General features: G+C 68.5%; 22 protein-coding genes and 1 tRNA gene. 6 read left to right on the top strand and 17 right to left on the bottom strand.

Going from position 1 to position 23,875, the window contains the following annotated elements:
- Positions 1–18 precede the first annotated feature (18 nt).
- The 10 genes from ACFQRE_RS06350 to ACFQRE_RS06305 form a co-directional block, all read right to left on the bottom strand.
- Positions 19–1,464, bottom strand: a complete 1,446-nt coding sequence (locus ACFQRE_RS06350; RefSeq protein ID WP_380120065.1) for a fibronectin type III domain-containing protein — start codon at positions 1,462–1,464, stop codon at positions 19–21.
- Positions 1,461–3,830: a hypothetical protein gene (locus ACFQRE_RS06345; RefSeq protein WP_380120062.1), complete on the bottom strand. Its 2,370-nt coding sequence runs from the start codon at positions 3,828–3,830 to the stop codon at positions 1,461–1,463. Before ACFQRE_RS06345 ends, ACFQRE_RS06350 begins: the two co-directional genes overlap by 4 nt.
- 11 nt (positions 3,831–3,841) lie before the next feature.
- Positions 3,842–5,023 (bottom strand): glycosyltransferase family 4 protein, encoded by a 1,182-nt coding sequence (locus tag ACFQRE_RS06340; protein WP_380120060.1) that lies wholly within the window; start codon positions 5,021–5,023, stop codon positions 3,842–3,844.
- Between the two features lie 175 nt (positions 5,024–5,198).
- Positions 5,199–6,452, bottom strand: coding sequence for a sulfate adenylyltransferase subunit 1 (locus ACFQRE_RS06335; RefSeq protein WP_380120058.1), 1,254 nt, complete (start codon positions 6,450–6,452; stop codon positions 5,199–5,201).
- Positions 6,452–7,354 (bottom strand): sulfate adenylyltransferase subunit CysD, encoded by a 903-nt coding sequence (cysD, locus tag ACFQRE_RS06330; protein WP_380120452.1) that lies wholly within the window; start codon positions 7,352–7,354, stop codon positions 6,452–6,454. Before cysD ends, ACFQRE_RS06335 begins: the two co-directional genes overlap by 1 nt.
- Positions 7,355–7,359: 5 nt before the next feature.
- A complete protein-coding gene (locus ACFQRE_RS06325) occupies positions 7,360–8,145 on the bottom strand; it encodes a 3'(2'),5'-bisphosphate nucleotidase CysQ (protein WP_380120056.1) in 786 nt (261 codons plus the stop codon).
- Positions 8,145–9,674: a sugar transferase gene (locus ACFQRE_RS06320; RefSeq protein WP_380120054.1), complete on the bottom strand. Its 1,530-nt coding sequence runs from the start codon at positions 9,672–9,674 to the stop codon at positions 8,145–8,147. The genes ACFQRE_RS06325 and ACFQRE_RS06320 overlap by 1 nt, the downstream gene beginning before the upstream one ends.
- Before the next feature lie 281 nt (positions 9,675–9,955).
- Positions 9,956–10,537: an aminoacyl-tRNA hydrolase gene (pth, locus tag ACFQRE_RS06315; RefSeq protein ID WP_380120450.1), complete on the bottom strand. Its 582-nt coding sequence runs from the start codon at positions 10,535–10,537 to the stop codon at positions 9,956–9,958.
- Between the two features lie 124 nt (positions 10,538–10,661).
- On the bottom strand, positions 10,662–11,354 hold the full coding sequence (locus tag ACFQRE_RS06310) for a 50S ribosomal protein L25/general stress protein Ctc (RefSeq protein WP_380120052.1): 693 nt from the start codon (positions 11,352–11,354) through the stop codon (positions 10,662–10,664).
- Between the two features lie 227 nt (positions 11,355–11,581).
- Positions 11,582–12,598 (bottom strand): EamA family transporter, encoded by a 1,017-nt coding sequence (locus tag ACFQRE_RS06305; RefSeq protein ID WP_380120050.1) that lies wholly within the window; start codon positions 12,596–12,598, stop codon positions 11,582–11,584.
- An 82-nt stretch (positions 12,599–12,680) separates the two neighbouring features.
- Here ACFQRE_RS06305 and ACFQRE_RS06300 point away from each other — a divergent pair, with 82 nt between their 5' ends.
- Positions 12,681–13,229, top strand: a complete 549-nt coding sequence (locus ACFQRE_RS06300; protein WP_380120048.1) for a CGNR zinc finger domain-containing protein — start codon at positions 12,681–12,683, stop codon at positions 13,227–13,229.
- A gap of 78 nt (positions 13,230–13,307) precedes the next feature.
- On the opposite strand, the gene ACFQRE_RS06295 is transcribed toward ACFQRE_RS06300, so the two are convergent.
- Both ACFQRE_RS06295 and glmU read right to left on the bottom strand, forming a co-directional pair.
- The gene (locus tag ACFQRE_RS06295; protein WP_380120046.1) at positions 13,308–14,309 is read right to left on the bottom strand and encodes a ribose-phosphate diphosphokinase; all 1,002 of its coding nucleotides are present in this window, start codon (positions 14,307–14,309) and stop codon (positions 13,308–13,310) included.
- Positions 14,310–14,311: 2 nt separating this feature from the next.
- Positions 14,312–15,796: a bifunctional UDP-N-acetylglucosamine diphosphorylase/glucosamine-1-phosphate N-acetyltransferase GlmU gene (gene glmU, locus ACFQRE_RS06290; protein ID WP_380120044.1), complete on the bottom strand. Its 1,485-nt coding sequence runs from the start codon at positions 15,794–15,796 to the stop codon at positions 14,312–14,314.
- A 105-nt stretch (positions 15,797–15,901) separates the two neighbouring features.
- On the opposite strand from glmU, the gene ACFQRE_RS06285 reads away from it, so the two are divergent.
- Positions 15,902–16,417: a dihydrofolate reductase family protein gene (locus ACFQRE_RS06285; protein WP_380120042.1), complete on the top strand. Its 516-nt coding sequence runs from the start codon at positions 15,902–15,904 to the stop codon at positions 16,415–16,417.
- A gap of 15 nt (positions 16,418–16,432) precedes the next feature.
- On the opposite strand, the gene ACFQRE_RS06280 is transcribed toward ACFQRE_RS06285, so the two are convergent.
- Positions 16,433–17,665 carry an MFS transporter gene (locus tag ACFQRE_RS06280; protein ID WP_380120040.1) on the bottom strand — a complete coding sequence of 411 codons (1,233 nt, stop codon included), beginning with the start codon at positions 17,663–17,665 and terminating at the stop codon, positions 16,433–16,435.
- Between the two features lie 82 nt (positions 17,666–17,747).
- On the opposite strand from ACFQRE_RS06280, the gene ACFQRE_RS06275 reads away from it, so the two are divergent.
- Positions 17,748–18,626, top strand: a complete 879-nt coding sequence (locus ACFQRE_RS06275) for a LysR family transcriptional regulator (RefSeq protein ID WP_380120038.1) — start codon at positions 17,748–17,750, stop codon at positions 18,624–18,626.
- 135 nt (positions 18,627–18,761) lie between these two features.
- Entirely contained in the window at positions 18,762–19,160 is a 399-nt protein-coding gene (locus ACFQRE_RS06270; protein ID WP_380120036.1) for an NUDIX hydrolase, read from the top strand.
- A gap of 105 nt (positions 19,161–19,265) precedes the next feature.
- Here the strand turns inward: ACFQRE_RS06270 and ACFQRE_RS06265 are convergent, their stop codons facing one another.
- Positions 19,266–20,927 (bottom strand): lysyl oxidase family protein, encoded by a 1,662-nt coding sequence (locus ACFQRE_RS06265; protein ID WP_380120034.1) that lies wholly within the window; start codon positions 20,925–20,927, stop codon positions 19,266–19,268.
- A 207-nt stretch (positions 20,928–21,134) separates the two neighbouring features.
- Positions 21,135–21,213 (bottom strand) — tRNA-Gln (locus ACFQRE_RS06260).
- A 162-nt stretch (positions 21,214–21,375) separates the two neighbouring features.
- Between ACFQRE_RS06260 and ACFQRE_RS06255 the strand changes: the two genes are divergently transcribed.
- Entirely contained in the window at positions 21,376–21,972 is a 597-nt protein-coding gene (locus tag ACFQRE_RS06255) for a TetR/AcrR family transcriptional regulator (protein ID WP_380120448.1), read from the top strand.
- An 81-nt stretch (positions 21,973–22,053) separates the two neighbouring features.
- Here the strand turns inward: ACFQRE_RS06255 and ACFQRE_RS06250 are convergent, their stop codons facing one another.
- Together ACFQRE_RS06250 and ACFQRE_RS06245 are read right to left on the bottom strand one after the other, a co-directional pair.
- A complete protein-coding gene (locus ACFQRE_RS06250; protein ID WP_380120032.1) occupies positions 22,054–22,440 on the bottom strand; it encodes a glyoxalase in 387 nt (128 codons plus the stop codon).
- Positions 22,440–23,255 carry a methyltransferase domain-containing protein gene (locus tag ACFQRE_RS06245; RefSeq protein ID WP_380120030.1) on the bottom strand — a complete coding sequence of 272 codons (816 nt, stop codon included), beginning with the start codon at positions 23,253–23,255 and terminating at the stop codon, positions 22,440–22,442. The genes ACFQRE_RS06250 and ACFQRE_RS06245 overlap by 1 nt, the downstream gene beginning before the upstream one ends.
- 106 nt (positions 23,256–23,361) lie before the next feature.
- Between ACFQRE_RS06245 and ACFQRE_RS06240 the strand changes: the two genes are divergently transcribed.
- On the top strand, positions 23,362–23,856 hold the full coding sequence (locus ACFQRE_RS06240; RefSeq protein WP_380120028.1) for a MarR family winged helix-turn-helix transcriptional regulator: 495 nt from the start codon (positions 23,362–23,364) through the stop codon (positions 23,854–23,856).
- Positions 23,857–23,875: the final 19 nt, after the last annotated feature.

Below are 23,875 nucleotides of genomic sequence, written 5' to 3'. Positions count from 1 at the left end.
TGCGCTCGACCCCGCAAGTCACGCGCGGGGCGTGACACTCACGGGGGCGGACGCCGGTCCGTTGCCGGCCGACGTGGAGGCTCGCACGGCGTATTGGTAGGTCACGCCGTTGGTGAGCCCCGCCTCGGTGAACGAGGTCGACGTGGTGCTGCCCACCTGCACGAACTCCCCGGCTGCGTTTGCGCGCAGGACGAGGTAGCGGTTGACCTGCGCTCCACCGTCGGTGTCCGGCGCCCCCCATTCCAGTGTCACCTGCGCGTTTCCGGGGGTTCCACGGAGATCGATCGGCGCGCTGGGGACGGCCACCGCCGAGCGGTCACGGAACTCGCCCAGGCGTGGTTGCTGGCTGCTGCCCGTCCGGGTGAAGTCCCCACCCACGACGAGGGTCGACGGGGTGTCAGCCATCGCCCAGATGCCCAGCGCGCTGTTGACTCGGGGGGCCCAACTCGTGATCGCGCCGGTGGACACCGTGACCTCGGCGGCCTTGTAGCGGTCGAGGCCCGCGAAGGACCCGGTGCCGCTGAAGTGTCCACCGCAGTATGCGTACGGTCCCAGGACCCTGACGGCGACGATGTCGCCGGTGCTGTGGTGGCTCCATGCCGTGCGCCCGGTGGCCGCATCCTGACGAGTGCACCCACCGCCTCCCCCACCCGAGGCGATGAGCAGGGACTCGCCGACGAGATCCAGGTCGAACACGGGGCTGCGGTTGCCGTTGTTGTTGGCTCCTGAGCGGAAGTTCGTATCGATGGTCGCCGTGGCACCTGTGCCCACCTTGGCCAACCTGCCGTAGGCCGACGTGTTGTTGAGGGCGCTGAAGTCGCCCCCGAGATAGAGCGTCGCTCCTGCTGACGCCAGCACGAGAACTCGTACCCGATCGTTGGCGCTGATCGAGGCCGACCACGTGCGGTCGAGGAAGCCGTCGGCTCTGAGGCGGGCGACGCGGTTCACGGCTGTCCTGGCGGTGGCGTCCTCGATGGATGTGAAGGCGCCACCCGCGTACACCGAACCGGCTCCGGCGGCCAGCGTCTCCACCGTGCCGAAGGCATCCACTGACCACGGAAGGAGCGCACCCGTCGAGAGACTCACGGCGGCCAAGTTGCGTCGAGTGGACCCGTTGACGGCCGAGAAGTCGCCACCGATGTACACGGTGTCCCCGTCGACCGCCGCGGCAAGGACCGCACCGGACACCTCGACCGGCCAGTCGACGAAGCGACCGGACGCGGGATCCCACAGGGCCATCGAACTGACCGGACGGCTGGCCCCGGACGGCGCGATCGCGGTCGAGAAGGTCCCGCCGACAACGATGCCGCGCGACGTGGGGACGAGCTCGGACACGCGGCCGTCGAGGCCCCACGTCCGGGACATCCATGAGGTCGCACCGATCGGCTCCGCCGCCGCCGCAGGGGTCAGACCCAGAGTGGCCACGACCGCCGCGGCCGCCGCAACGGCCCACCGCCTGGTCACGGTGTGCCCCGGATCAGTGCGAAACCCTGGGCGATGGTTCTTCGGTCACCGGCGAGAGTGAAGTCACCGCCGACGAGGAGCCCGTAAGGGCTTGCGGCGAAGGACCAGACACCCATGGGTTGGTCGAACGTGGGGGCGTAGTCGAGGAGGGCTCCGGTCGTCGCGTCGAAGACGATGAAGCGGGACGCCTCGACGTTGGGCCCGCCGGGGTATGCCGAGCAGTAGCCGCCGCTGCCCTTGTTGCCACCGTGCGACCCGTAGTAGAAGCGACCGTTGACCTCGAGCGCGCCCTGGAGACCAGCGTTGCACCACGTGCGCCACAGCAGACCCGTTGGTCGCGCCGACGTGGAGAGGTTCACCGCGTCGTACTTGTAGATGTAGTCGGGGCAGACGTCACCGCCGTAGAGCCGTTGGCCGTCCTGGGACAAGTGGATCCGGTTCATCCAAGGACCCACCGTGCTGCAGCCCTGTACCCCACCGAGGCGGCGAGGGTCGAGCTGGCCGCTCGCACCGGACACCACGGCGATGCCACCAGCGACGCTGGCGCCGTTGACCGTCGTGAACGGGCCGGCCAGGTAGACGAGGGAACCGTTGGGTGCGACCTCGAGGCCTTGGACCATGCCGTTCTGGCGCAGGGTTCCGTCAGGGCCCCACGTGTTGGCTGTCCAGGTCGTGTCGAGCTGGCCCGTCGTCGCATCGAGACGCGCCACGTGGAGCCGCTCGATGGAGCCGACGTTGGTGAACTTCCCGCCGGCATACAGGCGGTTGCCGGCCAAGGCGAGCCGGATGACGGTGTTGTTGAACCCCGCCTTGAAGCTGTCCACGGCACCGGTTGCAACGCTGACCTTGGCAACCTTGTTGCGCGCCTGACCACCCACTGTCCTGAAGTCGCCCGCCACGTAGACCGCCGACCCGTCGGCCGTGGGCACGAGGTCGAGCACCATCCGGTCGACGTCCGCTTGGAACGCCGGGTCGGCCTTCCCGGACACGAGGTCGATCAGGGCCAGGCCACGCCGCATCAGTCCGCCGACGCTGGTGAAGGCTCCGCCGATGACGATCTGGTCGTTGAGGCGGAGGACGGAGTAGACCCGGTTCCCGGGGAGGGGGTCCCACTTGGTGACCGTGGTTGTCGTGAGGTCGATCTCCGCCACGTGGTGACGACGTTGGCCGAGCACCTGGCCGAACTGCCCGCCGACCAGCAGGCGCCCGTTGGTGATGGACGTCGTGTACACGTCGTTGGGGCACAGGGCCGGCAGCCCGTAGACCGACTTCACGTCGTGCGCGCAGTGGGCCGCGGTGACCCCGAGGTTGAGTGAGGTGACGACCCCCGTCGTGGTGGCCGCTGCGAATGCCGTGCGGGTGAGGCCGCCGATGGATGTGAACGCCCCGCCGATGTGCACGACCCCGGTCGTCGGGTGCACGGCAAGGGCACGCACCGTCGCGTTCGCCGACGGGTTCCACGCCTGGACGTCACCGAAGCTCGTGGTGAACGCCGCCAGCCTGCCGCGGGGGGTCGTGGAGACCAACCGGGAGGAGACACTCGTGAAGTCACCGCCGACGTAGACCCAGGACCCGTCCTGGTTCAGCGCCAGCGCGCGGACCAGGGCGTAGGTCTGGCCGGAGAAGGCGGTGTCCGTCGCACCGGTCGAGGCGTAGACCCGGCCGAGGTAGCGGCGACCCACGCCGTTCAGGCTGGTGAACTGCCCGCCCACGTAGATGCGGTCCCCGGTCGCGAGCAAGGAGTACACCGTGTTGTTGGTGCTCCCGGTCCAGCCCGGCACGGCGAGTCCTGTCGCATCGACCGCCACGAGGTTGGTCACTGAGGCGCCGCCGGCCTGAGTGAAGCTTCCACCGATCACGAGGGTGCCGCCCACGCGGGCCAAGGCGTACACCGGTCCGTTGACGTTGGCGTTGAAGTTCCGGTCGAGCGACCCGTCGGCTCCGACGTGGGCCACGCTGCGCCGGTACAGCTCGTTCACATCGCTGAACTCCCCACCCAGGTACCAGCCCCCGACGCCGTCCGGGATGGTCGTGTACACGTCCCCCGTCACCATCTGGCGCTCGCCCAGCAGGGCCCCGGTGTCGATCGCGGTCCGTGCGGCGTGTCCGGTGGTGGGCCCGACATAGTCGAAGCCACCCCCGATGAGGGCCTTGGTCCCGAGCGAGACGATGTCCATGACCCGTCCGTTCGCCCCCCACACCGTGGTGTCGGCCGTCGGGGCGAGGGCCAAGGGGGGCGGGCCGTTGCCCTGTGCCGTGGGTGCGACCAGCACCGACGAGAACACGAGCGCAAGCACGGCCAAGGTGGTGGCGACGAGGCGACGCGCACCATGAATGCGCCGCTGGGAGGTGCGATCAACGTTCATCGTTGGGCCCTTCAGCCGAGAGGGAGTGTGGGAAGTGCGATGCGGCTGTGCGTGTGCCTGGCGCTGGTGGCAGGCGGGAGCGTGCCGGTGACGGTGCGGTACACCTCGACGAGGGCGTCGGCCGCGGCGGTCCAGTCGTAGGGCGCAACGAGAGAGGACCCCTCACGCGAGGCCTCCTCGCGCAACGCTTCCCGGTCGTGGAACATCAGGACGAGTTGCGCGGCCAGCGCCACGACGTCACCCTGAGGAAACATGCGGTGCGCCCGGCAACGACACGCAGCGAGGATCTCGCGGTGGGGTGCGATGTCGCTGGCGAGCACCGGTATCCCATAGGACGTGGCCTCCAGCAGCGTCAGAGGCAGACCCTCCAGGTCGGACGGCTGCACGAACACTGCGGCGTTGGCGTAGACCCCCGCCAGCTCGTCCTGGTAGAGGAAGCCGGAAAGCACGATGCGCGGGTTGTTGCCGGCGAGAGCGGCGACTTCGGCCACGTAGTCCTCGCTGAACGATGAACCACCGACGATGACGACCTTGACGTCGGTCGGGAGCGAGTGAGCTGCCCTGATGAGGAGGTCAGCCCGCTTCTCCGGGACGACACGTCCTACGCAGAGGACGTACCGGCCGGGCTCCAAACCATGTTCGCTCCTCAGCCGCTCGGAGATGGCTGACGGCGAGGGCTGCGGGACTCCGTTGGGGACGTAGACGGGTCCACAGCCGAAGCGCTCCTCGTAGTGCTGTGTCAGTGCCCGGCTCACGGTGACGACGGCGTCCGGCACGTGGCCGCTCATTCGGTAGGCGAGCTCAAGCACGTGGCTGGCGGGCGCCTTCCACTTCGCCCGCTGTTGGTCGAGACCGTGCACGGTGAGCACGACCTTGGCGCGAGAGAGGTAGCGCACGAGCGGGGCGACGAGACCCGGTCCGAGTGCGTGGTAGTGGACGACGTCCGCGCCCGACATCAGGGCGTGAACGGTCGAGGTGACACTGTGGGAGATCGCTTCGAGGTGCTTGCTGGCGAGAGCGGGCGTGCAGACCAGCCGCATGCCCAGGTACTCGGGACCCACGTCCGAGCAGTACGGACGGCGGCAGTAGACCGTCACCTCGATGTCGGGACGGGCGGCGAGCAGGCGTCCCACCTGCTCGACGTGGTGCTCGACCCCGCCGTACGTCGCGGGGAGCCCTTTCTGACCGATCATCGCCACCCGAAGTGGTCCCGGGCGCCTCCTGCGGCGCCCGGACTGCCGAGTGGCCGATCGTCTCGGTGGCGCACTCCAGGCCCTCGCTCCCGTTGGTCCGAACGGACTGACCTCCGGGGGGCCGGAGAGGCTCCGCACGAGGTCCCCGCTTCCATGGAACCGCAACAGTGTCATGTCACTGCCTTCCCGCGATCATGCCGGCGCCCACCGTGCGGTTGGTGGCCTCATCGATGAGGACAAAGCCACCCGTCGTCCGGTTGCGGCCGTACTCGTCACACATCAGGGGGATGGTCGTGCGCAGACGGACGCGCCCGATCTCGTTGAGCGACAGGCCGTTCGGAGCGTCGTCGCGATGGAGGGAGTTGACGTCGAGCCGGTAGTGCAGCTCTTTCACGATGGCCCTGGCGGTTCGGGTCGTGTGCTTGACGGCATACTTGCGGCCGATCTGCAAAGGAGCCGACTCGTCCATCCAGCACACCATCGCGTCCACGTCCTGCAGAACCTGCGGCGCGTTGTTCGGCCGACAGATCATGTCGCCGCGTGAGATGTCGATCTCGTCCTCGAGCCTCACGGTCACGGACATCGGCGGGTAGGCGGCCTCGATCTCACCATCAGCGGTCTCGATGGCCCTGATCCGGGAGGTGAAGCCGGAGGGCAGGACCATGATGTCGTCGCCCTTCCTGAGGACACCGCCAGCGACCTGGCCCGCGTAGCCCCGGTAGTCATGGTGCGCGTCACAGTGAGGACGGATGACGTACTGCACGGGAAAGCGCACGTCGATGAGGTTGCGGTCGCTGGCAACATGGACGTTCTCGAGGTGATGCAGCAACGTCGGTCCGGTGTACCACGGGGTGTTGGGCGAGCGGTCGACGACGTTGTCCCCGTGCAGCGCCGACACGGGGATGATCTGGAGGTCAGGCACCCGCAACTTGGTGGCGAACCCGGTGAACTCGTCCTTGATCCGCTTGTAGACCTCCTCATCCCAGCCCACGAGGTCCATCTTGTTGACGACGAGGACGAGGTGCGGAACCTCGAGCAGCGTCGCGAGGAACGCATGGCGACGGCTCTGCTCGACCAAGCCCTTGCGGGCATCCACGAGCACGAGGGCCAAGTCCGCCGTCGACGCTCCGGTCACCATGTTCCGGGTGTACTGGATGTGCCCGGGGGTGTCGGCAATGATGAACTTTCGCGACGGGGTCGTGAAGTACCGATAGGCGACGTCGATCGTGATGCCCTGTTCCCGCTCGGCCCGCAGTCCGTCGGTGAGCAACGCGAGGTTCACGTAGTCCTCACCCCGTTCGCGACTCACCCGCTGCACGGCCTCGATCTGGTCCAGGAAGACCGTCTTGGTGTCGTAGAGGAGGCGCCCGATGAGGGTGCTCTTGCCGTCGTCGACGGAGCCCGCCGTGGCGAACCTGAGAATGTCCATCAGAAGTAGCCCTCACGCTTGCGGTCCTCCATGGATGCCTCGCTGAACTTGTCGTCCCCGCGGGTGGCCCCGCGTTCCGTGATGCGAGTCGAGGCCACTTCGGCGATGACCGATGCCACCGTGTCGGCATCGCTCTCCACCGCGGCCGTGAGGCTTGCATCGCCGACGGTGCGGTAGCGCACCCGGCGCTTTTCGATGAGCTCCGTGGATCGCGGTTGGATGAATTCGTTGACCGCGTAGAGCATGCCGCCCCGGTCGACGACCTCGCGGTCGTGAGCGAAGTAGATCGACGGGAGATCGATCTTCTGGTGCTGGATGTAGTGCCAGATGTCGAGTTCGGTCCAGTTCGAGAGCGGGAAGACCCGGATGCTCTCACCACTGTGGATGCGACCGTTGAACAAGCTCCACAGCTCCGGGCGCTGGTTCTTCGGGTCCCACTGCCCGAAGTCGTCCCGGAAGGAAAAGATCCGCTCCTTGGCACGCGCCTTGTCCTCATCGCGTCGCGCGCCGCCGAAGATCGCGTTGAACCCGCCCTTCTCGATGGCGGCGAGCAGCACCGGGGTCTGGATCCGGTTGCGGGTGCCATCGGGCGGCTCAACCACCGACCCCGAGTCGATCGCCTCCTGCACCGAGGCCACCACGATGTGGACCCCCAGCTGCGCAACCCGACGATCGCGGAACTCGAGGACCTCGGGAAAGTTGTGACCAGTGTCCACATGGAGCACCGGGAACGGGATCTTGGCGGGGTGAAAGGCGCGCTCGGCCAGCCGGAGCATGACGATCGAGTCCTTGCCACCTGAGAACATCAGGACTGGATGCTCGAGCTCGGCGACGACCTCACGGATGATGTGAATGGCCTCGGACTCCAGAACCTGGAGGTGGCTGAGCTGATACAGGTGCATGTCCTTCACTGAGTCCGGCCTCTCTCGATGGTGCTGATGGCGTCGAGCACGATTCCTGCAAACTCCGGACGTGCAATGAGGAGGTCTGGAAGCAGTGGGTCGGCGTGGTTGTAGGTCAACTCCGACCCGTCGATGCGACACGCGCGCAACCCCGCCGAGAGAGCCACCCCCACCGGTGCGGCCGAATCCCATTCGTACTGCCCCCCGGCGTGGACGTAAGCGTCCACGACGCCGTCCACGACCGAGGTCGCCTTGATGCCCGCCGAACCCATGGGGACCAGGTCGGCTCCAAGGTGGTCGGCAAGCGCCTTCACGAACGGGGGTGGTCGGGTTCGGCTCACGGCGAGCCTCAGCGGGCCTGATGCACGCTCAGGAACGGTCGGAGGATCGTCGGTCGCGAGCACGTCACCTCGTGCCGGGCGGGCGACGGCGCCGGCAACAACCCTGCCATCAACCACCAGAGCCACATGGACTGCCCAGTCGTCGCGCGGGACCTCGCTGAACTCGCGGGTCCCATCGAGTGGGTCCACGATCCACACCCTCGCCTTGACCAAGCGCGAAGGATCGTCCGGACCTTCCTCGCTGAGGATGCCGTCATCGGGACGATGCCTGGCGAGTGCGGCTGCCAAGAACTCGTGTGCCTTGCGGTCACCTGCCGCCTTCAGCCCTACCCTGTCGCCTGCCCACGACGCGCGGACACCAACCAGGAGATCTCCGGCTCGCTGCGCCAGATCGCGAGCAAGGACGTGGTCCGCAGCCAGCTCTCCCGAATGAGGTGTCCCCGTGTACATCAGAATGCGCCTCGTCCGCCGATAACTGCCCGAGCAGTCCGGATGAGGATCTGGAGGTCCAGGGTCGTAGACCAGTTGTCGACGTACCAGAGGTCCAGTCGCACAGTCTGCTCCCAGTTCAAGGTCGAGCGGCCGCTCACCTGCCACAGACCGGTCATCCCCGGGCGGACGCGCAGACGTCGCATGGCATCCGGCTCGTAGTGGTCGACCTCGGATGCCAGACCCGGTCGCGGGCCAACGAGCGACATCTCACCCCGTAAGACATTGAGCAGCTGAGGCACCTCATCGATCGAGAACCGACGCAGCCACCGGCCGACCCGGGTCACCCTGGGGTCGACCCTGCTCTTGAACAACACTGCGTTGACCTCATGGCCGCTGTCCGCCAACGCCTTCAGCTTGGCTTCGGCGTCGACGACCATGGTTCGGAACTTGTAGATGCGAAACTCTTGGCCGCTCTGACCGATCCGCTTCTGGTGAAACAGAATCGGGCCCTCGGAGTCCAAGCGCACGGCCAGCGCGATCAGGAGCAGGAAAGGAAGGGCGAACAGCGTGATCACGACGGCCAGGGCGAGGTCCTGGACTCGCTTGACCACCATCCTCGATCCGGAACGCACCGGGCGTTCGAGGTGCAGGAGCGAGACTCCCGCCTCGGCGCGGATCGACAACCGAGGCCCGGCCACCTCGAAGATCCCCGGTGAGATCACCAAGTCGACGTGTCGCTCCTCGAGTTCCCACGCGAGCTCGCGAAGCTCCTGACCGGTCAGGCCCGGGTGTCCGCTCACGGCGACCAGCGCGGCATCACTGAAGTCCACGGCGAGGGTGACGTCCCGAGGCCTTCCGGTGACCGGCACTCCCTCGACAGCGACGCTGTGCTTGGCCCCGCTCACGCAGGCTCCGACGAGGTCGAAGGAGTTCGAGGGCGACCTCCGCAGCTCACGGATCAGCTCGCCGGCCGACTTCGCCGTCCCGACGACGACTGTTCGCTGCCGGTACCTGCCGTGGGACCGCGCGCGGCTGAGCCACAGTCTCAGACCTTTGCGCAGCACGAGCGAGAGGCCTACGACGAGAGGAACGACGAGGAACACATAGCCGCGGGCCAGCTCGAGGGTGAACGCGTAGGACGTGAAGCCCGCCACACCCAGGAGCACGGCCCCGGCCCACAGCACCACCCGGTACTCCTGGGCGCCCTGCCCGAGGTGGCGGCCCTGATACCCCTGGAGCAATCGCACGGCCAGCGCCCACGCCAGAGGAGTGAGGTAGATCAGCACGACGATGCTGTCCGGGACCCGACCGAGTCGCATCACCGACGCTGTCGTGCTCGCCACCAGTGCGCACATCAGGTCACCGAGGACCAGGCGCTGCCGGTAGGCCGATGGCCACCCGAGCGGGGTCTGCGACGTCGGATCGACCCTGTACCCCTTCAGCGACCAGGTCCGCCAGCGGCTGGGCCCGTCGCGCCGTGGCTTCGTACCGGGCAACAGGAGTCCGACCTCGACTGCTCCCGCCTCAGCGGACTGTTGGTCCTTCATCCTGCATCACCAAGATTCCTACCGGTTCACGGCGCTGGCGGCCTTGGTCGCCTAGTGCAGGACGCTACGGAGGTGACGCGGTACGCGCGGAGCATCCTGCAAAGATGCATAGTTCCGGTCATGTCCGTTGGCCCGAAAGAGGGCCTCACCTCATCAGAACGTGTCAGCGCAGTGACAGGCAGTTGAGGTAGGCAGGTGACCACCCGCCCGCAGGTCGCGTTGGCAAGGTCGCGTTCGGTCACGCGGCGGACGGCGGCTCGGCCGAGGTTCGACCAACCCCGTCAGGAGGGCGCGTGGAACTTCTGCTGGGTGTCGAGCAGTCCCTTGGTGACGAGCATCTCGACCGCGTCGGCTGCGTCCCCGAGCAGGAACGGCAGCTCCTTGCGCTCGACCGGCGAGAAGTCCTTGAGCACGAAGTCAGCCGCATCCTGGCGTCCCGGCGGGCGTCCGATGCCCACGCGCACCCGCAGGTAGTCCTTGGTGCCCAGCGACTTCGAGATCGAGCGCAGCCCGTTGTGGCCGCCCTCGCCGCCACCGATCTTGAGGCGCACGTCACCGGAGGGGATGTCGAGCTCGTCGTGGATGACGACGAGGCGGTCGGGATCGACGGAGAAGAAGCCCATGAGCGCCTTGACCGGCCCACCCGACTCGTTCATGTAGCTGTTGGGCACGGCGATGACGGCACTCGGTCCCGGCACTCCCCCGGGTCCCGTGCCGATGCGGACCTGCGCCGCGACCACGCGCGCCTTGTGCGTGCGCAGCGCGCTCTTCGTCCGCGAAGCCAGCTCGTCGACGACCATCGCTCCGACGTTGTGGCGGTTTCCGGCATACGTCGGTCCTGGGTTGCCCAACCCGACGACCATCCACGTCTCACTCACAACCGACGAGTATGCCGTCCGCTCCCCCTGCGTCCCCAACTGGCCGGATGCGAACAGGCCCGGTCCGCAAGGGACCGGGCCTGTTCGTTCAGGCAGAGGAGCGCGTGGCTCAGGCGTCTTCGGACTTCTCCGCGTCGCCCTCGGCAGCGTCGCCCTCGGCGGCCTCGGCCTCGATCTCGGCGGCCTCCTCTTCGGACGGCTCGTGCTCGATGCCGGCCTCGGCCTCGGCCTCGGCCAGCTCAGCCTCGAGGGCCTCTTCGGAGATCTGCTGGGTGACGTTGACGACGAGCGCCTCGGCGTCGGTGACGAGCGTCGCACCATCGGGCAGCTCGACGGCGCCGGCGAGGATCTGGGTGCCGGCCTCGAGGCCTTCGACCGAGACGGTGACCGACTCGGGGATGTTGGTGGCGAGGACCTCGACCTGCAGGCTCGAGTGGTCCAGGTTGACGACGGTCTCGGGGGCGGCTTCGCCCTCGAGGTGGACCGACACGTCGACGGTGACCTTCTCGCCCTTGCGGACGATGACAAGGTCGATGTGCTCGATGACCGGCTTGATCGGGTCGCGCTGCACGTCCTTGGCCAGAGCAAGCTGCTCTTCACCGTCGAGGACGATCGTGAGCAGGGCGTTCGGGTTCTTGAGCGCCATCATGGCGTCGTGGCCCACGAGGGTGATGTGCACCGGCTCGGAGCCGTGGCCGTACATGACGGCGGGGATCTTGTGGTCGCGGCGGATGGTGCGGGCAGCACCCTTGCCGAACTTGGTGCGGGCCTGCGCCTGCAGCTTGATGGTGTCGTTGGCCACGGGGAACTCCTGAAGATGTGGGGCGAATCGGTCAGAGACGACGCCAGTGGGGACTCGACGTCTGCGGTGGCCTCGACGCGGGACACGGCACGGACAGGCGCGCTGGTCCACGGAAAGCCACGAGCCGGATGAGCCGTGCTTTCTCTGACCACCGCGTCGATCACGGACACGCAAGGCCCAGACTCTCTGGCCGGTGCAGCGTCCCTCGCCGAGGCAACCCGGGAAGTCTAGGCGACGGGGTGCGGGGCAGGGAAATCGACGTCGTATGCCGGCTGCTCGCCGTCCGTGGTCCCGTCACCTTCGTCTTCGGCGTCGCTCGACTCGCCCAGGCGGACGGCGACGACGCCACCAAGGATGAGGAGTCCACCGGCCAGCTGGATCCAGCCCGGGAGCTCGTCGAGGAGGAGCCAGGCGAGGAGGACGGCGAAGAGCACCTCGGAGAGCCCGAGGAAGCTGGCGACGGTGGCACCGACGAGGCGGGTCCCGATGACCCCGACTCCGTAGGCCAGGGCCGCGGCCACGAGGGCGAGCTCGGCGACCGCGAACCACCAGGGCGTCGTGAGACCGGCGATCTCGACGCTCTCGCGGGCGGTGCCGTAGTCGATGAGCCCGGTGGCGCTGGCCCCAACGAGGAGCACCGCGCCGACGCCCAGCCCGAATCCGGCCAGGGCCAGGGGCGGCAGCGAATCCTCGTGTTCGTGGCCCGAGGTGACGTAGTAGGTGGCGAGGCCGACGGCCGCGATGAGGCCCCAGACGACTCCGGCCCAGGAGATCTGGATACCCGAGAACACGTCAAGGACGAGGACGAGTCCAGCGACGGACAGGCCGACGCCGGCCAGGGTGAGGCGGGACGGGCGGTGGCCGTGGCGAGCCCACATCCAGCCGACGACGACCACGATCCCGAGGTACTCAAGGAGCAGGGCCACGGCGACCGACAGGGTCTCGACCGCGTTGAAGTAGGCGAACTGACACCCCGCGACGGCCACGGCCCCGAAGGCGATGACCTGGCCGGCGTTGCGGCGCAGGAGACTCCAGCGACCACGCAGCGCCCAGATCGCGACCGGGACGAGGACGAGGGCGGCGAATCCGACGCGCCAGGTGACGACGCCCGCAGGAGTCCAGCCGGCACTGAGGAGAGACTTGGCGAAGGCCCCGGACGACCCGAACGCCGCCGAGGACACCACGACGAGGATGAGGCCGAGCAGCAGCGTACGCGTCGATCGAGTCTGGATTCCGGAGTTCACGGCACTCACCTCTGTCAGGAGTAAACTAGGTCTATGACCCTTACAAGGATCACGTTAGGGCTTTGCCCTGTCAGGAGTCAAGATGCTCTTTGCCCATGACACCGAACTGGCACTGCAGTACGCCGCGTCGCTGATCAACACCGGGCCCGGACACGGCGACTCGATGGCCGAGGACCTGCCCACGGTGGAGTCGCTCGTGACCCACATGAACGGCTGGCAGTGGAGCGGTGACCTCCCGCGGACCCGTGCCGCGCTCGAGGAGGTTCACGCCCTGCGCCCCCGCCTGCTCGACCTGTGGTCCCGCGACGTCGAGGACCTGGTCGTCGGCGTCAACGAGCTCCTCGCCGAGCACCAGGCGGTCCCCCGACTCGTCAAGCACGACGACCTCGACTGGCACATCCACGCGACCCGCGACGACGCACCCATCGCCCGGCGCATGGCGGTCGAGGCCGCCATGGCCTTCATCGACCTCATCCGTGCCGGTGAGACCGAGCGGTTGCGGGTGTGCGCAGCCGACGACTGCGACGACGTCGTCATCGACCTCAGCAAGAACCGAAGCCGGCGATATTGCGACGGGACGTGCGCCAACAAGGCCCACGTCGCGGCATACCGGGCACGTCAACAAAACTGACTCAAACCACCACCTACTGCACCGTATGGGGGGCAATCACCCCACATACGGTGCAGTAGGTCCTGCAATGGCCAGGGCTCAGGCGCGGCCGCCGAAGAGGCTCGTCACCGAGCCGTCCTCGAAGACTTCCTTGATCGCGGCGCTGATGAGCGGGGCGATCGACAGCACCGTGAGGCCCTCGAACTCCGACTCCGGCGCGATCGGCAGCGTGTTGGTGACGATGACCTCGCGGGCCGCGCAGTCACGCAGCCGCTCGATGGCCGGCGGCGACAGGATGGCATGCGTCGCCGCGATGATGACGTCCTTGGCACCGTCGGCCATGAGGGCGTCAGCAGCCTTGGTGATCGTGCCGCCGGTGTCGATCATGTCGTCGACGAGCACGCAGACCCGACCCTTGACCTCACCGACGACGCGGTTGGCGACGGCCTGGTTGGGCTGGTTGACGTCGCGCGTCTTGTGGATGAAGGCCAGCGGCGCACCGCCGAGACGCTTGGACCACTGCTCGGCAACCTTGATGCGGCCGGCGTCGGGCGAGACGACGGCGAGGTCCTCGTGGCCGTACTTCGCGGACACGTAGTCCGACAGCACCGGCTGCGCCATGAGGTGGTCGACCGGCCCGTCGAAGAAGCCCTGGATCTGGTCGGTGTGCAGGTCGACGGCGATGAGCCGGTCCGCACCTGCGGTCTTGAACAGGTCGGCCATGAGGCGGGCCGAGATCGGCTCGCGACCGCGGTGCTTCTTGTCCTGACGGGCGTAGCCGTAGAACGGCATGACCACGGTGATCCGTTTGGCGCTGGCCCGCTTGAGCGCGTCGATCATGATGAGGTGCTCCATGATCGCCTCGTTGAGCGGGGCGCTGTGACTCTGGATGACGAACGCGTCCGAGCCACGAACGGACTCCTCGTAGCGCACGTAGATCTCGCCGTTGGCGAAGTTGTAGGCGCTCGTGGGGACGAGCTCGGTGCCGATGAGCGCGGCGACCTCCTGCGCGAGCCCTGGGTGGGAGCGCCCGCTGAAGATCATCAGCTGCTTCTTGGGCTTCTTGCGGATGTTGGCCGACTTGGGGCGGTCTTCCTTCATGCTCAGGCCTTTCCCTCATCGGTGGCTGGCTTCGCGGACGCGTCGGTATGCCGGGTGCCCGCGTCCGTGGCCGCCTGGGCTGCCGCTGCGGTCGCGGATCCGGCGCGGGCCCGGGCAACCCAGCCGTCGACGTTGCGCTGGCGTCCACGACCCACGGCGATCTGGCCGGGCTCGACATCGCCGGTGAGGGTGGTGCCCGCCGCGACGTAGGCACCGTCGGCCACGTCGACGGGCGCGACGAGGACGCTGTCGGATCCGACGAACGAGTGTTTGCCGATCGTGGTGTGGTGCTTGTTGACGCCGTCGTAGTTGGCGAAGATCGTGCCGGCGCCGATGTTGGCGCCCTCTCCGATGGTGGCGTCGCCGGCATAGGTGAGGTGCGGGACCTTGGCGCCGTCGCCGATCCACGCGTTCTTGGTCTCGACGAAGCCGCCGATCTTGCCCTTGACGCCGAGCGTGGTGCCCGGCCGGAGGTAGGAGAACGGGCCGACGGTGGCCTGCGCACCGATCTGCGCGAGGTTGGCCTCGGTGCGCTTGACCTCCGCGCCCTCGCCCACCTCGGTGTCGGTGAGGGTGGTGTCGGGGCCGATGCGAGCGTTCGCACCGATCGACGTCGCGCCGAGCAGCTGGGTGTTGGGCAGAATCGTCGCGTCGCGGCCGATGGTGACGTCGGCGTCGATCCACGTCGTGGCGGGATCGACGATGGTCACGCCCTCGCGCATCCAGCGTTCGTTGTTGCGGCGGTTGAGCTCGCGGCCCAGGGCGGCGAGCTGGACGCGGTCGTTGACGCCCTCGGTCTGCCAGAGGTCGTCGATCAGGTGTGCGCCGACCCGGTGTCCGCCGTCGCGGGCGATGGCGAGGACGTCGGTGAGGTACTTCTCGCCCTGGGAGTTGTCCGTGCCGACGCTGCCGAGAGCGGCCCGGAGCACATCGGCGTCGAACGCCCAGATCCCTGAGTTGATCTCGGTGATCTCCCGCTGCGCGTCCGTCGCGTCCTTGTGCTCGATGATGCCGAGCACCGAGTCGTCGTCGGCGCGCAGGATCCGGCCGTAGCCGGTGGGGTCGGGGACCCGCGCAGTGAGGACGGTGACCGCGCTGGCCGCCGCCGCGTGGGCGCTGTAGAGGGCGGTGATCGACTCAGCCGTGAGCAGGGGCGTGTCACCCGAGGTGATGAGCACCGCGCCGCGCACGTCGGCCGGGAGCATCAGGAGGCCGCACTCGGCGGCGCGGCCGGTGCCCTTGATCTCGTCCTGGTCGGCGATGATCGCGGCCGCGTCCACCTCTGTGGCGTGGGCAGCGACGCGATCGCGGTCATGGCGGACCACGACGACGACGCTCTCCGCGTTGCTCCCCCGGGCGGCGACGAGGGCGTGACCGAGGAGGGTTCGGCCGCCGATCCGGTGCAGCACCTTGGGGGTGGCTGACTTCATCCGGGTTCCTTCGCCTGCGGCGAGGATGATGACGGCGGTGGGCCGAGCAGTGGTCACGAGTGGGGCTCCCGGGGTTCGTGGCGGCGGTCCGCGCCACTCTACCGACGACCAGCCGGTATGCCGTCCACGCCGGTTGTCGGGGCCCGGTGCCATGGTGATGCGATGGCGACGATCTACTACACCGGCTGCTCCCTCGACGGATTCATCGCGACACCGGATCACTCCCTCGACTGGCTCACGTCGCGCGACATCGACGTGGGCTCCGACATGGGCTTCGAGACCTTCGCCCCCCGCGTGGGCGCCTGCGCCATGGGCGCCTCGACGTGGCGGTGGATCGTCGAGAACGACGCCCAGGGCTGGAAGCCCAAGCCCACGTGGGTGTTCACCCATCGCGACTTCCCCGCCTCGGAGCAGGTCCGTTTCACGACTGCCGACGTGCCCCAGGTTCATGCCGAGATGGTGGAGGCGGCCGGCGACAAGGACGTGTGGATCGTGGGCGGCGGCGATCTCGTCGGCCAGTTCCACGACGTGGGACTCCTCGACGAGGTCTGGGTGCAGTTCGCCCCGGTCACCCTCGGCTCCGGGGCGCCGGTCCTGCCTCGCCACGTGGAGCTCAGGCTCGAAGAGGTCGCCCGCAACCGCGACTTCCTCTGCGGCCGCTACACCGTCGTTCGCTGACGAGCCGGCGAACCGTCAGCTGGCCAGGGCCCGGCTGCGCCGCAGCACGAGGCTGAGCACCGCCACCCCGGCAAAGAGCGCACCGGCGAGGACGACGACACCGGACCACCCGGCATACGCCCAGGCATGTCCCCCGGCCGTCCCGAAGACGGACGAGCCGACGTAGTAGGCGAACAGGTAGAGCGAGGCGGCCTGCGCGCCGGCCACTCCGCCCGCGTGCGCGCGCACCGGAACCCAGCCACTGGCGACGCCGTGGAAGACGAAGAAGCCTGCGGTCATGAGGGCCGCGCCGGCGACGACGACCGGGAGTTGTCCTGGGATGGTCAGGAGGACACCGGCGAGCGCGAGCCCGGCCCCGATCGGGACGACCGCCCGGCGACCGAAGGCGTCGGCGAGGCGGCCGGCGATCGCCGATCCGGCCGAGCCGAAGGCGTAGACGAGGAAGACGAGGCTCGCGGCGCCGAGGCCGAGGCCGAACGGCTCACTCGTGAGCCGGAAGCCGAGTGCGTTGAAGACGGCGACGAACGCCCCCGCACCGAGCATCCCGATCCCGTAGAGCGCGAGAAGCACCGGGTCGCAGACGGCCCGTCGAGCCATCCCGAGCATGGGGCGGACCCCGGCCCGGCGCGCGACGAAGTGCTGCGACTCCGGCAGGGCGAACCACACGATGAGGGCGCAGATCAGGCCCAGGACGGCGGCGGCAGCGAGCGCCCAGCGCCAGCCCCACGCCTCGGCCACCGCGCCCGTGGCGAGTCGTCCGGTCATGCCGCCGATCGCGGTTCCCCCGATGTAGAGACCGGCGGCGCGGGCGTGCGCCCCGCGGTGCAGCTCTTCACGCAGGTATGCCGTCGCGACCGCCGGGAGCCCTGCGATCGTCACGCCGAGCGCGAGTCGGAGCCCGAGGAAGGTGGGCCAGTTGGGTGCGAGGGCCGACGCCGCCGCCACGACCACGGAGGCGATGAGGCTCACGTGGATGAGGCGGGTGCGGCCGACGCGATCGGACAGTGGACCAGCGACGAGCAGGGTGAGTCCGAGCGCGATGGTGGTCAGCGAGAGCGAAAGGGTGCTGTCTGCCGACGAGACGGCGAACTCGGTGGCGAGCTCGGGCAGCAGTGCCTGGGTGCTGTAGATGAGGGCGAAGGTCGCGACTCCTGCGGCGAAGAGGGCGAGGACGACTCGGCGGTAGCCGGACGTGCCGGGACGGTGGCCCGGCTCCAGCCTCATGGGGATCTGCGTTGCGGTCTGCACTTCTCGAGGGTGACGTGGCGGGAGCGGATACGTCCAATGACGTCCACGGCGGATCTGCATACGCATGGCGCATGATGTCCCCATGCATCTGCGCGATCTGGAATGGTTGCTGGCCCTCGCCGAGCACGGCCACGTCACCGAGACGGCGGCGGCGCTCGGGGTGAGCCAGCCGACGCTCTCCCGTGCGCTCGCGCGGATCGAGGCCGACCTGGGGGCGCGACTCTTCGAGCGGGTGCCGGCAGGGGTGGTCCTCACGCCCCACGGCGAGCTGGTCGTGGCCGGAGCGCGCGACCTCACCGCGCGGCACGACCAGTTGCGTGCCGACCTCGCCGGACAGCTCGATCCGGACAGCGGCACCGTGCGCCTCGCGTTCCTCGACTCGATGTCGACCTCGCTCGTGCCGCTCGTGCTGCGCGAGTTCCATGCGCGCGCTCCGGCGGTCCGGGTCCTCCTCACGCAGGAGCCCCACCACGACATCACCCGCGACCTCGCGTCGGGTGCCGTCGAGCTGGCCATCACGTCGTGGCTGCCTCCGGGCCCATTCGGGTGGGTGGCCCTGCAGGAGGAACGGCTCGTCCTCGTCGTCCCGCCGAACCATCGGTGGAAGGCGCGACGGCGCATCACCCTCGAGGACCTCGCCGACGAGGACCTCGTGACCACTCCCCACGGGTTCGGCTACCGAACCCTCATCGACGACCTCCTGGCCCGCGCCGGGGTGCGACCGAACGTGTCCTTCGAGAGCGCCGATCTCGCGACGATCGAGGGCCTGGTGTCCGCAGGTCTCGGGGTCGCCGTGCTGCCGGCACAGTTCGCCGGCCACACGGGAACGATCGGTATCCCGCTGGCCTCGTCGGCGGCCCGCCGGACCATCGGCCTGACCTGGCGCACCGATCGTGAACTCGCTCCCCCGGCCGCCCGATTCGTCGAATTCGTGGCGTCCAACGCAGCCAGGATCGGATAACTGCAGGTCGCAGGCCTGCGTGCGTGGCGACCCACGAGGCAGTTGACCCCCTCCCATGAGGACGCCCTAACCTAGGCCGGAGCAAGGGGATCGCAGCGTTCGACGGAGATCGCTGTGAACGGTCGAGGAGCCTGAATGAACGCAGCACGCCCACGGGTGCGGGTGCACGTCGTCGCGATCGACGACGACCACCGACTGTTGCTCGACCGACACCCCGGGACACTGACGTGGACTCTGCCCTGGTCCTACCTGCGGATCGGCGAGGACCCCGGCCGCGTGTCCCGCGCCCTCGTGCACGACACCGGGGCCACGCCGTCGATGGCACGGGTCCACGGCGTCGAGAGCGCGATCGAGCATGGCGACCACTTCCTCGACCTGACCTACCGCTGCAACGCCGAACGGGTCTGGAAGGCCTCACGCCTCTCCTCGAGCGCCCTCTGGTGGAGCCTCGACGAGATCACGTCCATGGAGCTGGCGTCGCGAGCCAGGAGCGCCCTCGTCACGGCCTGGCCGCAGGTCTGGCCCCACGTCTGACCGCGGAGCCACCCGGCGTGGCCGCCGAGGTGACCAGGTCATGACGGCGCGACCACCTCTACGTGGTCGCGCCGTCAGAAGCTGGACGTGTCGAGCAGCCGGGGCTCAGCTGACCTGGGTCACCGTGCGTTCGCCCGGGCTGCCCTCGAGCAGGATCTTCGCGTTCGACACGTTGTTGGTCGTGCTCGACTCCTTGAGGCGGTTGCGGAAGTTCGTCGTCACCCGAACGGTGTAGGTGCCGTTGGGCAGACCCGTGATGTCGAAGGCTTGGCCGGGCAGGCCCTGGAAGTACGTGTCACCCCAGCCCGCGGGCAGCACTTCGCGAATCCACAGCGCCGACTGACCACCACAGGCCGACCAGAGCCGGTCGGTGTTGACGCGCTGCTCGGCGCCAGGGATCGTGAGGTCGATCGGGTCGGTGGGCGCGAGGCAGAACGCCTGCTTCCCGCTGCGGGTGATGGATCCGTTGGCGGCGACGAGGTCGTACTGCGCGATGTCCTCGAAGTGCCAGTGCATGTGCCCCTCACGCGGGTCCCACTCGAACTCCCCTGCGGGATAGGACTTCACCGGGACGCCCTTGCGGTACTCCCACTGCATCGCCGTCATCGTGGCGTCGTTGACGCGATAGCCCTCGACGACCAGGGGCCCGGAGCCGAGGTTGGCGATGTTGGCACCGAACGTCAGCTGCTCGTGGCCGGTCTCGTCGGTCTCCGCCAACATGCCGAACGCGGGCAGCGCCACCATGTCAGGCAGGCCACTCGACTTGCCGGCCTTGTCGGCGGAGGGACGGTTGGTCCGCTCCGGGTGGCCCTTGGCCTGGGCGATCCTCAGAGCCACCGACGACTGCAGCGTCGCCGTGCGTGCGACTTTGGCGTTGACGTCGGCTGCGGCTGCCCTCACCAGCGGGTCGAGCTTGGCGGGACCGTGGCCCGAGCCGTGGGAGCCGGTCGACGCCTGAGCAGAGTGCCCGGCATGCGCGCCAGCGGAGAGGCGAGCCGTTGCACTGGTCTCGGGGGTCGGGGGCTCCTCCCCGCCACCGGGGCACCACTCGGGGTCCTCATAGGGGCACGGCACCGTCTTGACGGTCGTGGTGAGCGAGGCAGAGGCCTTGTTCGCCGGGATCGCGAACTGGCGGACATAGGTCGGCGCGATCTTGAGAGTGACCTGGTAGTCGCCGTCAGCACCCGCGAAGTTGTTCAGCAGTTCGTTGCCGACGCCCGCAGCCCATCCCTTGTCGAGGCCGTAGACGATGTGCTTGGTCAGCTCCGAACCGCAGTTGTTCGCCAGTACAGCCTCGGCCGGCCCTGTCGCGTCGAGCCGCTGCTGTGACGACTGACCCCAGTCGCCGCCGGGACAGAAGCCCAGCTTCTGCTGCGAGACGACCTGGCCGGCCGAGCTCTTCAGCTCGACGTCGAGGAAGTCGGGGAGTCCGAGGAACATCGGTCCGCGCGACGGCGTCTCGATCTTGCGGTCACGCGTGATCTTGCCCTTGGCGTCGCGATGGACGAGCCAGAGGTCCGCCGTGCCGTCGGCCGCGGGCATGGCCTCGATCTGCAGAGCCGCGTTGGTCGCCCCGATGTAGGTCCCGAGCTCGGCGAAGATGTAGGGGTCGCCCTCCATCCGCTCGATCTGCAGGTGCGGCGACGCGACGCGCAGGCTCAGCTGCGGGTCACCGGGTGCCGCCATGGCGCTCCACCCCTGTGCGACACCGACTGTCGTGAGTGCGAGCACCCCGGTGACAGCCATGAATCGACGATTGATCTTCATGCCAAACCTCCCCTTTGACGAAACCCTCCATGACCAAAGACGCGGCAGAGGTCTGCGAGGTTGCCCCCGCAGCCGAAGTTCTTGGGTATGCCGCTGGGCACACCTTCACACTCCCGTCGCCTTCGCGCGCGAGAAACGCCCAAAGATGGCCCGTGACGGGGCCCTCACCTCAGGACGCATCAGCGTCCCTGGGCGTGCAAAGTGTTGCTCCCCGGGTAGGAGTCGAACCTACGTCGCTAGTCCTGATTCAAAGTCAGGCGGGCCCTGCCGGCAGACCAACCGGGGAACGATGCGCGTCAGGCGAGCTCACGGCATACAGCGCACAGGGTAGTTGACGCGTGCGCGGCCTCACGAACGGTCTCGTCAGCGCACAGGCGCGCCGGAGGGCACAATGGCGCAGGTGAGTCGAGACGAGGCAACAGCCAAGGTGCGAACTCCGCGGGGGCGCATGACGGGAGCGCAGCGTCGCGAGCAGCTCGTGGGGATCGGGCGACAGATCTTCGCGAAGCGCGGCTACGAAGCGACGACCGTCGAGGAGATCGCGAGCGCGGCGGGCGTGTCCAAACCCGTTGTCTACGAACACTTCGGTGGCAAAGAGGGTCTGTATGCGGTCGTGGTCGACCGTGAGATCCAGTCACTTCTGGGAGCGATCGCCGGTGCGCTGACCTCGGGTGGCGGATCCCGGGCGCTGCTCGAGCGAGCCGCCACGGCGCTGCTCGACTACATCGAGGGTTCGACGGACGGGTTCCGGATCCTCGTGCGCGACTCGCCGCCGGGACAGCAGACTGGCAACTTCGCCTCGCTGATGTCCGACGTGGCCTCACAGGTCGAGCACCTCCTCGCGGCCCAGTTCACCAATCGCGGGCTGGACCCGAAGCAGGCGCCGATGTACGCGCAGATGCTCGTCGGCATGGTGGCGCTCACGGGTCAGTGGTGGCTCGAGAACCCCAAGGCCAAGAAACGGGACGTCGCTGCAGCCCTGGTCAACCTGGCCTGGAACGGCCTCACCGGCCTCGAGGCGAAGCCCGAGATCACCCACATCTGACTGGCGCCACTTCCGACTTCGTGCCCCGCACGGACAGGAGGAGCGCAGCGAGGAGTGTCCGTGCGGGGCACGAAGTCGAACTCAGACGATGAAGTCGGCCTTCGGGCTGCGCACCAGCTGGAACTCGACGCGATTGCCCACCGGATCGTCGGTGTGGAAGCGCCGCACGCCCGGGATGGCGTTGTCCCAGCGCACCTCTCCCCCGACGCCCGCGACGGCCGCAGCAAGGGCATCGACATCATCGGTGGCCAGGCACGGGTGCGCTTTGAGGGCCGGCGCGAAACCGGACTCGACGCCGCAGTGCAGCTGCTGCTCGCCCGCGGCGAACCACACCCCTCCGCGGGCAGCGAGCGCTGGCGGCTTGGGGATCTCGGGCATCCCGCAGACCACTCCGTAGAAGTGGCGCAGCAGATCCTCGGAGCCTGAGGGACAGGCGATCTGGACGTGGTGGATGCCGATGACGGCCATCAGCTGGCGTCGTTCTTGCGGGCCACGGCGAACACGCGACGGAACGGGAACAGAACGCCCACCTCACCGCGCGGGTAGGCCTCACGCAAGGCGGCGGCATACGGCTCGATGAAGGCGTCGCGCTCCTCGCCCTCGGGGAGGATGTCGAGGACCGGACGCAGACCGGTGGCGCTCACCCAGTCGAGCACGGGGTCCTCCGACTCGCCCTCGGGGTCGAGGACGTGCGCGTAGACCGTCTCCCACGCATCGACAGTGGCCCCCAGCCGACTGAGGAACGTGAGGTAGGTCTTGGGCTCCCCCACCGCCGGCAGGTCCAGGGCGGCGAGCAGTTCGTTGGCGCGTGCGTGGGTGGCCGACGTCTCGCGCATGAGCGCGTGGCTGGGTGCGTCGAAGTTGTTGGGGACCTGGATCGCGAGCCAGCCGCCCGGAGCCAGCGCGTCCATCCAGGCCGGCAGCAGGTTGAGGTGACCGGGCACCCACTGCAGGGTCGAGTTGGTGATGATGACGTCGGGCGTCTGGCCGAGGGAGGCAGGGTCCCAGTCCTTGAGGTCGGCCTGGACCCACTCGACCCGGTTGCCGGTGTCCATCGCCCGGGCGGCCTCGAGCATCGCCTCGGACTCGTCGACGCCGACGATGCGGGCGTTGGGCCACAGTTCGCCGAGGGCCAAGGTCGCAGGTCCGTTGCCGCAACCGAGGTCGACGACGAGTTCGGGCTCGTCGGAACGGATCTGCGCGACGAGGTCGGCGAACGGACGGCTCCGCTGCTCACCGAATCGTGAGTATGCCGCTGGGTCCCAGCTCGGCTGTGTGCGCATCGTTGCTCCTCTTGCCGTGGCGTGCGACCCGTGTGGCCGCCCGTCCCCAACCCTTCCCGCAATCTATCTTGATGTCAAGATACTTGACGGGAGTACAGTCGCCCTCATGCCCGAGGATGACGTCGACCGTATCGTCTCAGCCTGGCGGCGTGAGCGTCCCGAACTCGACGTCACTCCGCTCGAGATCCTCAGCCGGGTCTCTCGTCTGGCGCGTCGGCTCGACCTCGCCCGCGGGACGGCCTTTGCCGAGCACGGGCTCGACGGTTGGGAGTTCGACGTCCTCTCAGCATTGCGCCGTGCGGGGGCGCCCTATGAGCTCTCTCCCGGACAGCTCATCGCCGAGACCCTCGTGACGAGCGGGACGATGACCAACCGGGTCGACCGGCTCCTCGCTCGTGGTTTCGTCGAGCGCCAGCCGGACCCGCGCGACCGCCGGGGAGTTATCGTCCGGCTGACGACGGACGGTATGCAGACCGTCGATGGCGCGCTCGACGACCTGCTCGCGCACGAGCGCGACCTGCTCGCGGACCTGCCCAAGGGCGAACGCACTGCCCTTGCCGGACACCTGCGGGTCCTGTTGGCTCCTTTTGAGACGAGCTGACCCGCGCCGTCCCACCCGC

The sequence above is a fragment of the Knoellia pratensis genome (genome assembly GCF_042666395.1).
Lineage (GTDB): Bacteria > Actinomycetota > Actinomycetes > Actinomycetales > Dermatophilaceae > Knoellia > Knoellia pratensis.
This window is presented reverse-complemented; position numbering and strand designations above follow the sequence as displayed.

Coding starts and splice junctions, on each gene's coding strand:
- ACFQRE_RS06270 (WP_380120036.1), top strand. CDS start 18,762: ATGAACGCAGCACGCCCACGGGTGCGGGTGCACGTCGTCGCGATCGAC.
- ACFQRE_RS06265 (WP_380120034.1), bottom strand. CDS start 20,927: ATGAAGATCAATCGTCGATTCATGGCTGTCACCGGGGTGCTCGCACTC.
- ACFQRE_RS06275 (WP_380120038.1), top strand. CDS start 17,748: ATGCATCTGCGCGATCTGGAATGGTTGCTGGCCCTCGCCGAGCACGGC.
- ACFQRE_RS06335 (WP_380120058.1), bottom strand. CDS start 6,452: ATGGACATTCTCAGGTTCGCCACGGCGGGCTCCGTCGACGACGGCAAG.
- ACFQRE_RS06345 (WP_380120062.1), bottom strand. CDS start 3,830: ATGAACGTTGATCGCACCTCCCAGCGGCGCATTCATGGTGCGCGTCGC.
- ACFQRE_RS06255 (WP_380120448.1), top strand. CDS start 21,376: ATGACGGGAGCGCAGCGTCGCGAGCAGCTCGTGGGGATCGGGCGACAG.
- cysD (WP_380120452.1), bottom strand. CDS start 7,354: ATGCACCTGTATCAGCTCAGCCACCTCCAGGTTCTGGAGTCCGAGGCC.
- ACFQRE_RS06340 (WP_380120060.1), bottom strand. CDS start 5,023: ATGATCGGTCAGAAAGGGCTCCCCGCGACGTACGGCGGGGTCGAGCAC.
- ACFQRE_RS06240 (WP_380120028.1), top strand. CDS start 23,362: ATGCCCGAGGATGACGTCGACCGTATCGTCTCAGCCTGGCGGCGTGAG.
- ACFQRE_RS06295 (WP_380120046.1), bottom strand. CDS start 14,309: ATGAAGGAAGACCGCCCCAAGTCGGCCAACATCCGCAAGAAGCCCAAG.
- ACFQRE_RS06250 (WP_380120032.1), bottom strand. CDS start 22,440: ATGGCCGTCATCGGCATCCACCACGTCCAGATCGCCTGTCCCTCAGGC.
- ACFQRE_RS06285 (WP_380120042.1), top strand. CDS start 15,902: ATGGCGACGATCTACTACACCGGCTGCTCCCTCGACGGATTCATCGCG.
- ACFQRE_RS06325 (WP_380120056.1), bottom strand. CDS start 8,145: ATGTACACGGGGACACCTCATTCGGGAGAGCTGGCTGCGGACCACGTC.
- ACFQRE_RS06245 (WP_380120030.1), bottom strand. CDS start 23,255: ATGCGCACACAGCCGAGCTGGGACCCAGCGGCATACTCACGATTCGGT.
- ACFQRE_RS06320 (WP_380120054.1), bottom strand. CDS start 9,674: ATGAAGGACCAACAGTCCGCTGAGGCGGGAGCAGTCGAGGTCGGACTC.
- pth (WP_380120450.1), bottom strand. CDS start 10,537: ATGGTCGTCGGGTTGGGCAACCCAGGACCGACGTATGCCGGAAACCGC.
- ACFQRE_RS06300 (WP_380120048.1), top strand. CDS start 12,681: ATGCTCTTTGCCCATGACACCGAACTGGCACTGCAGTACGCCGCGTCG.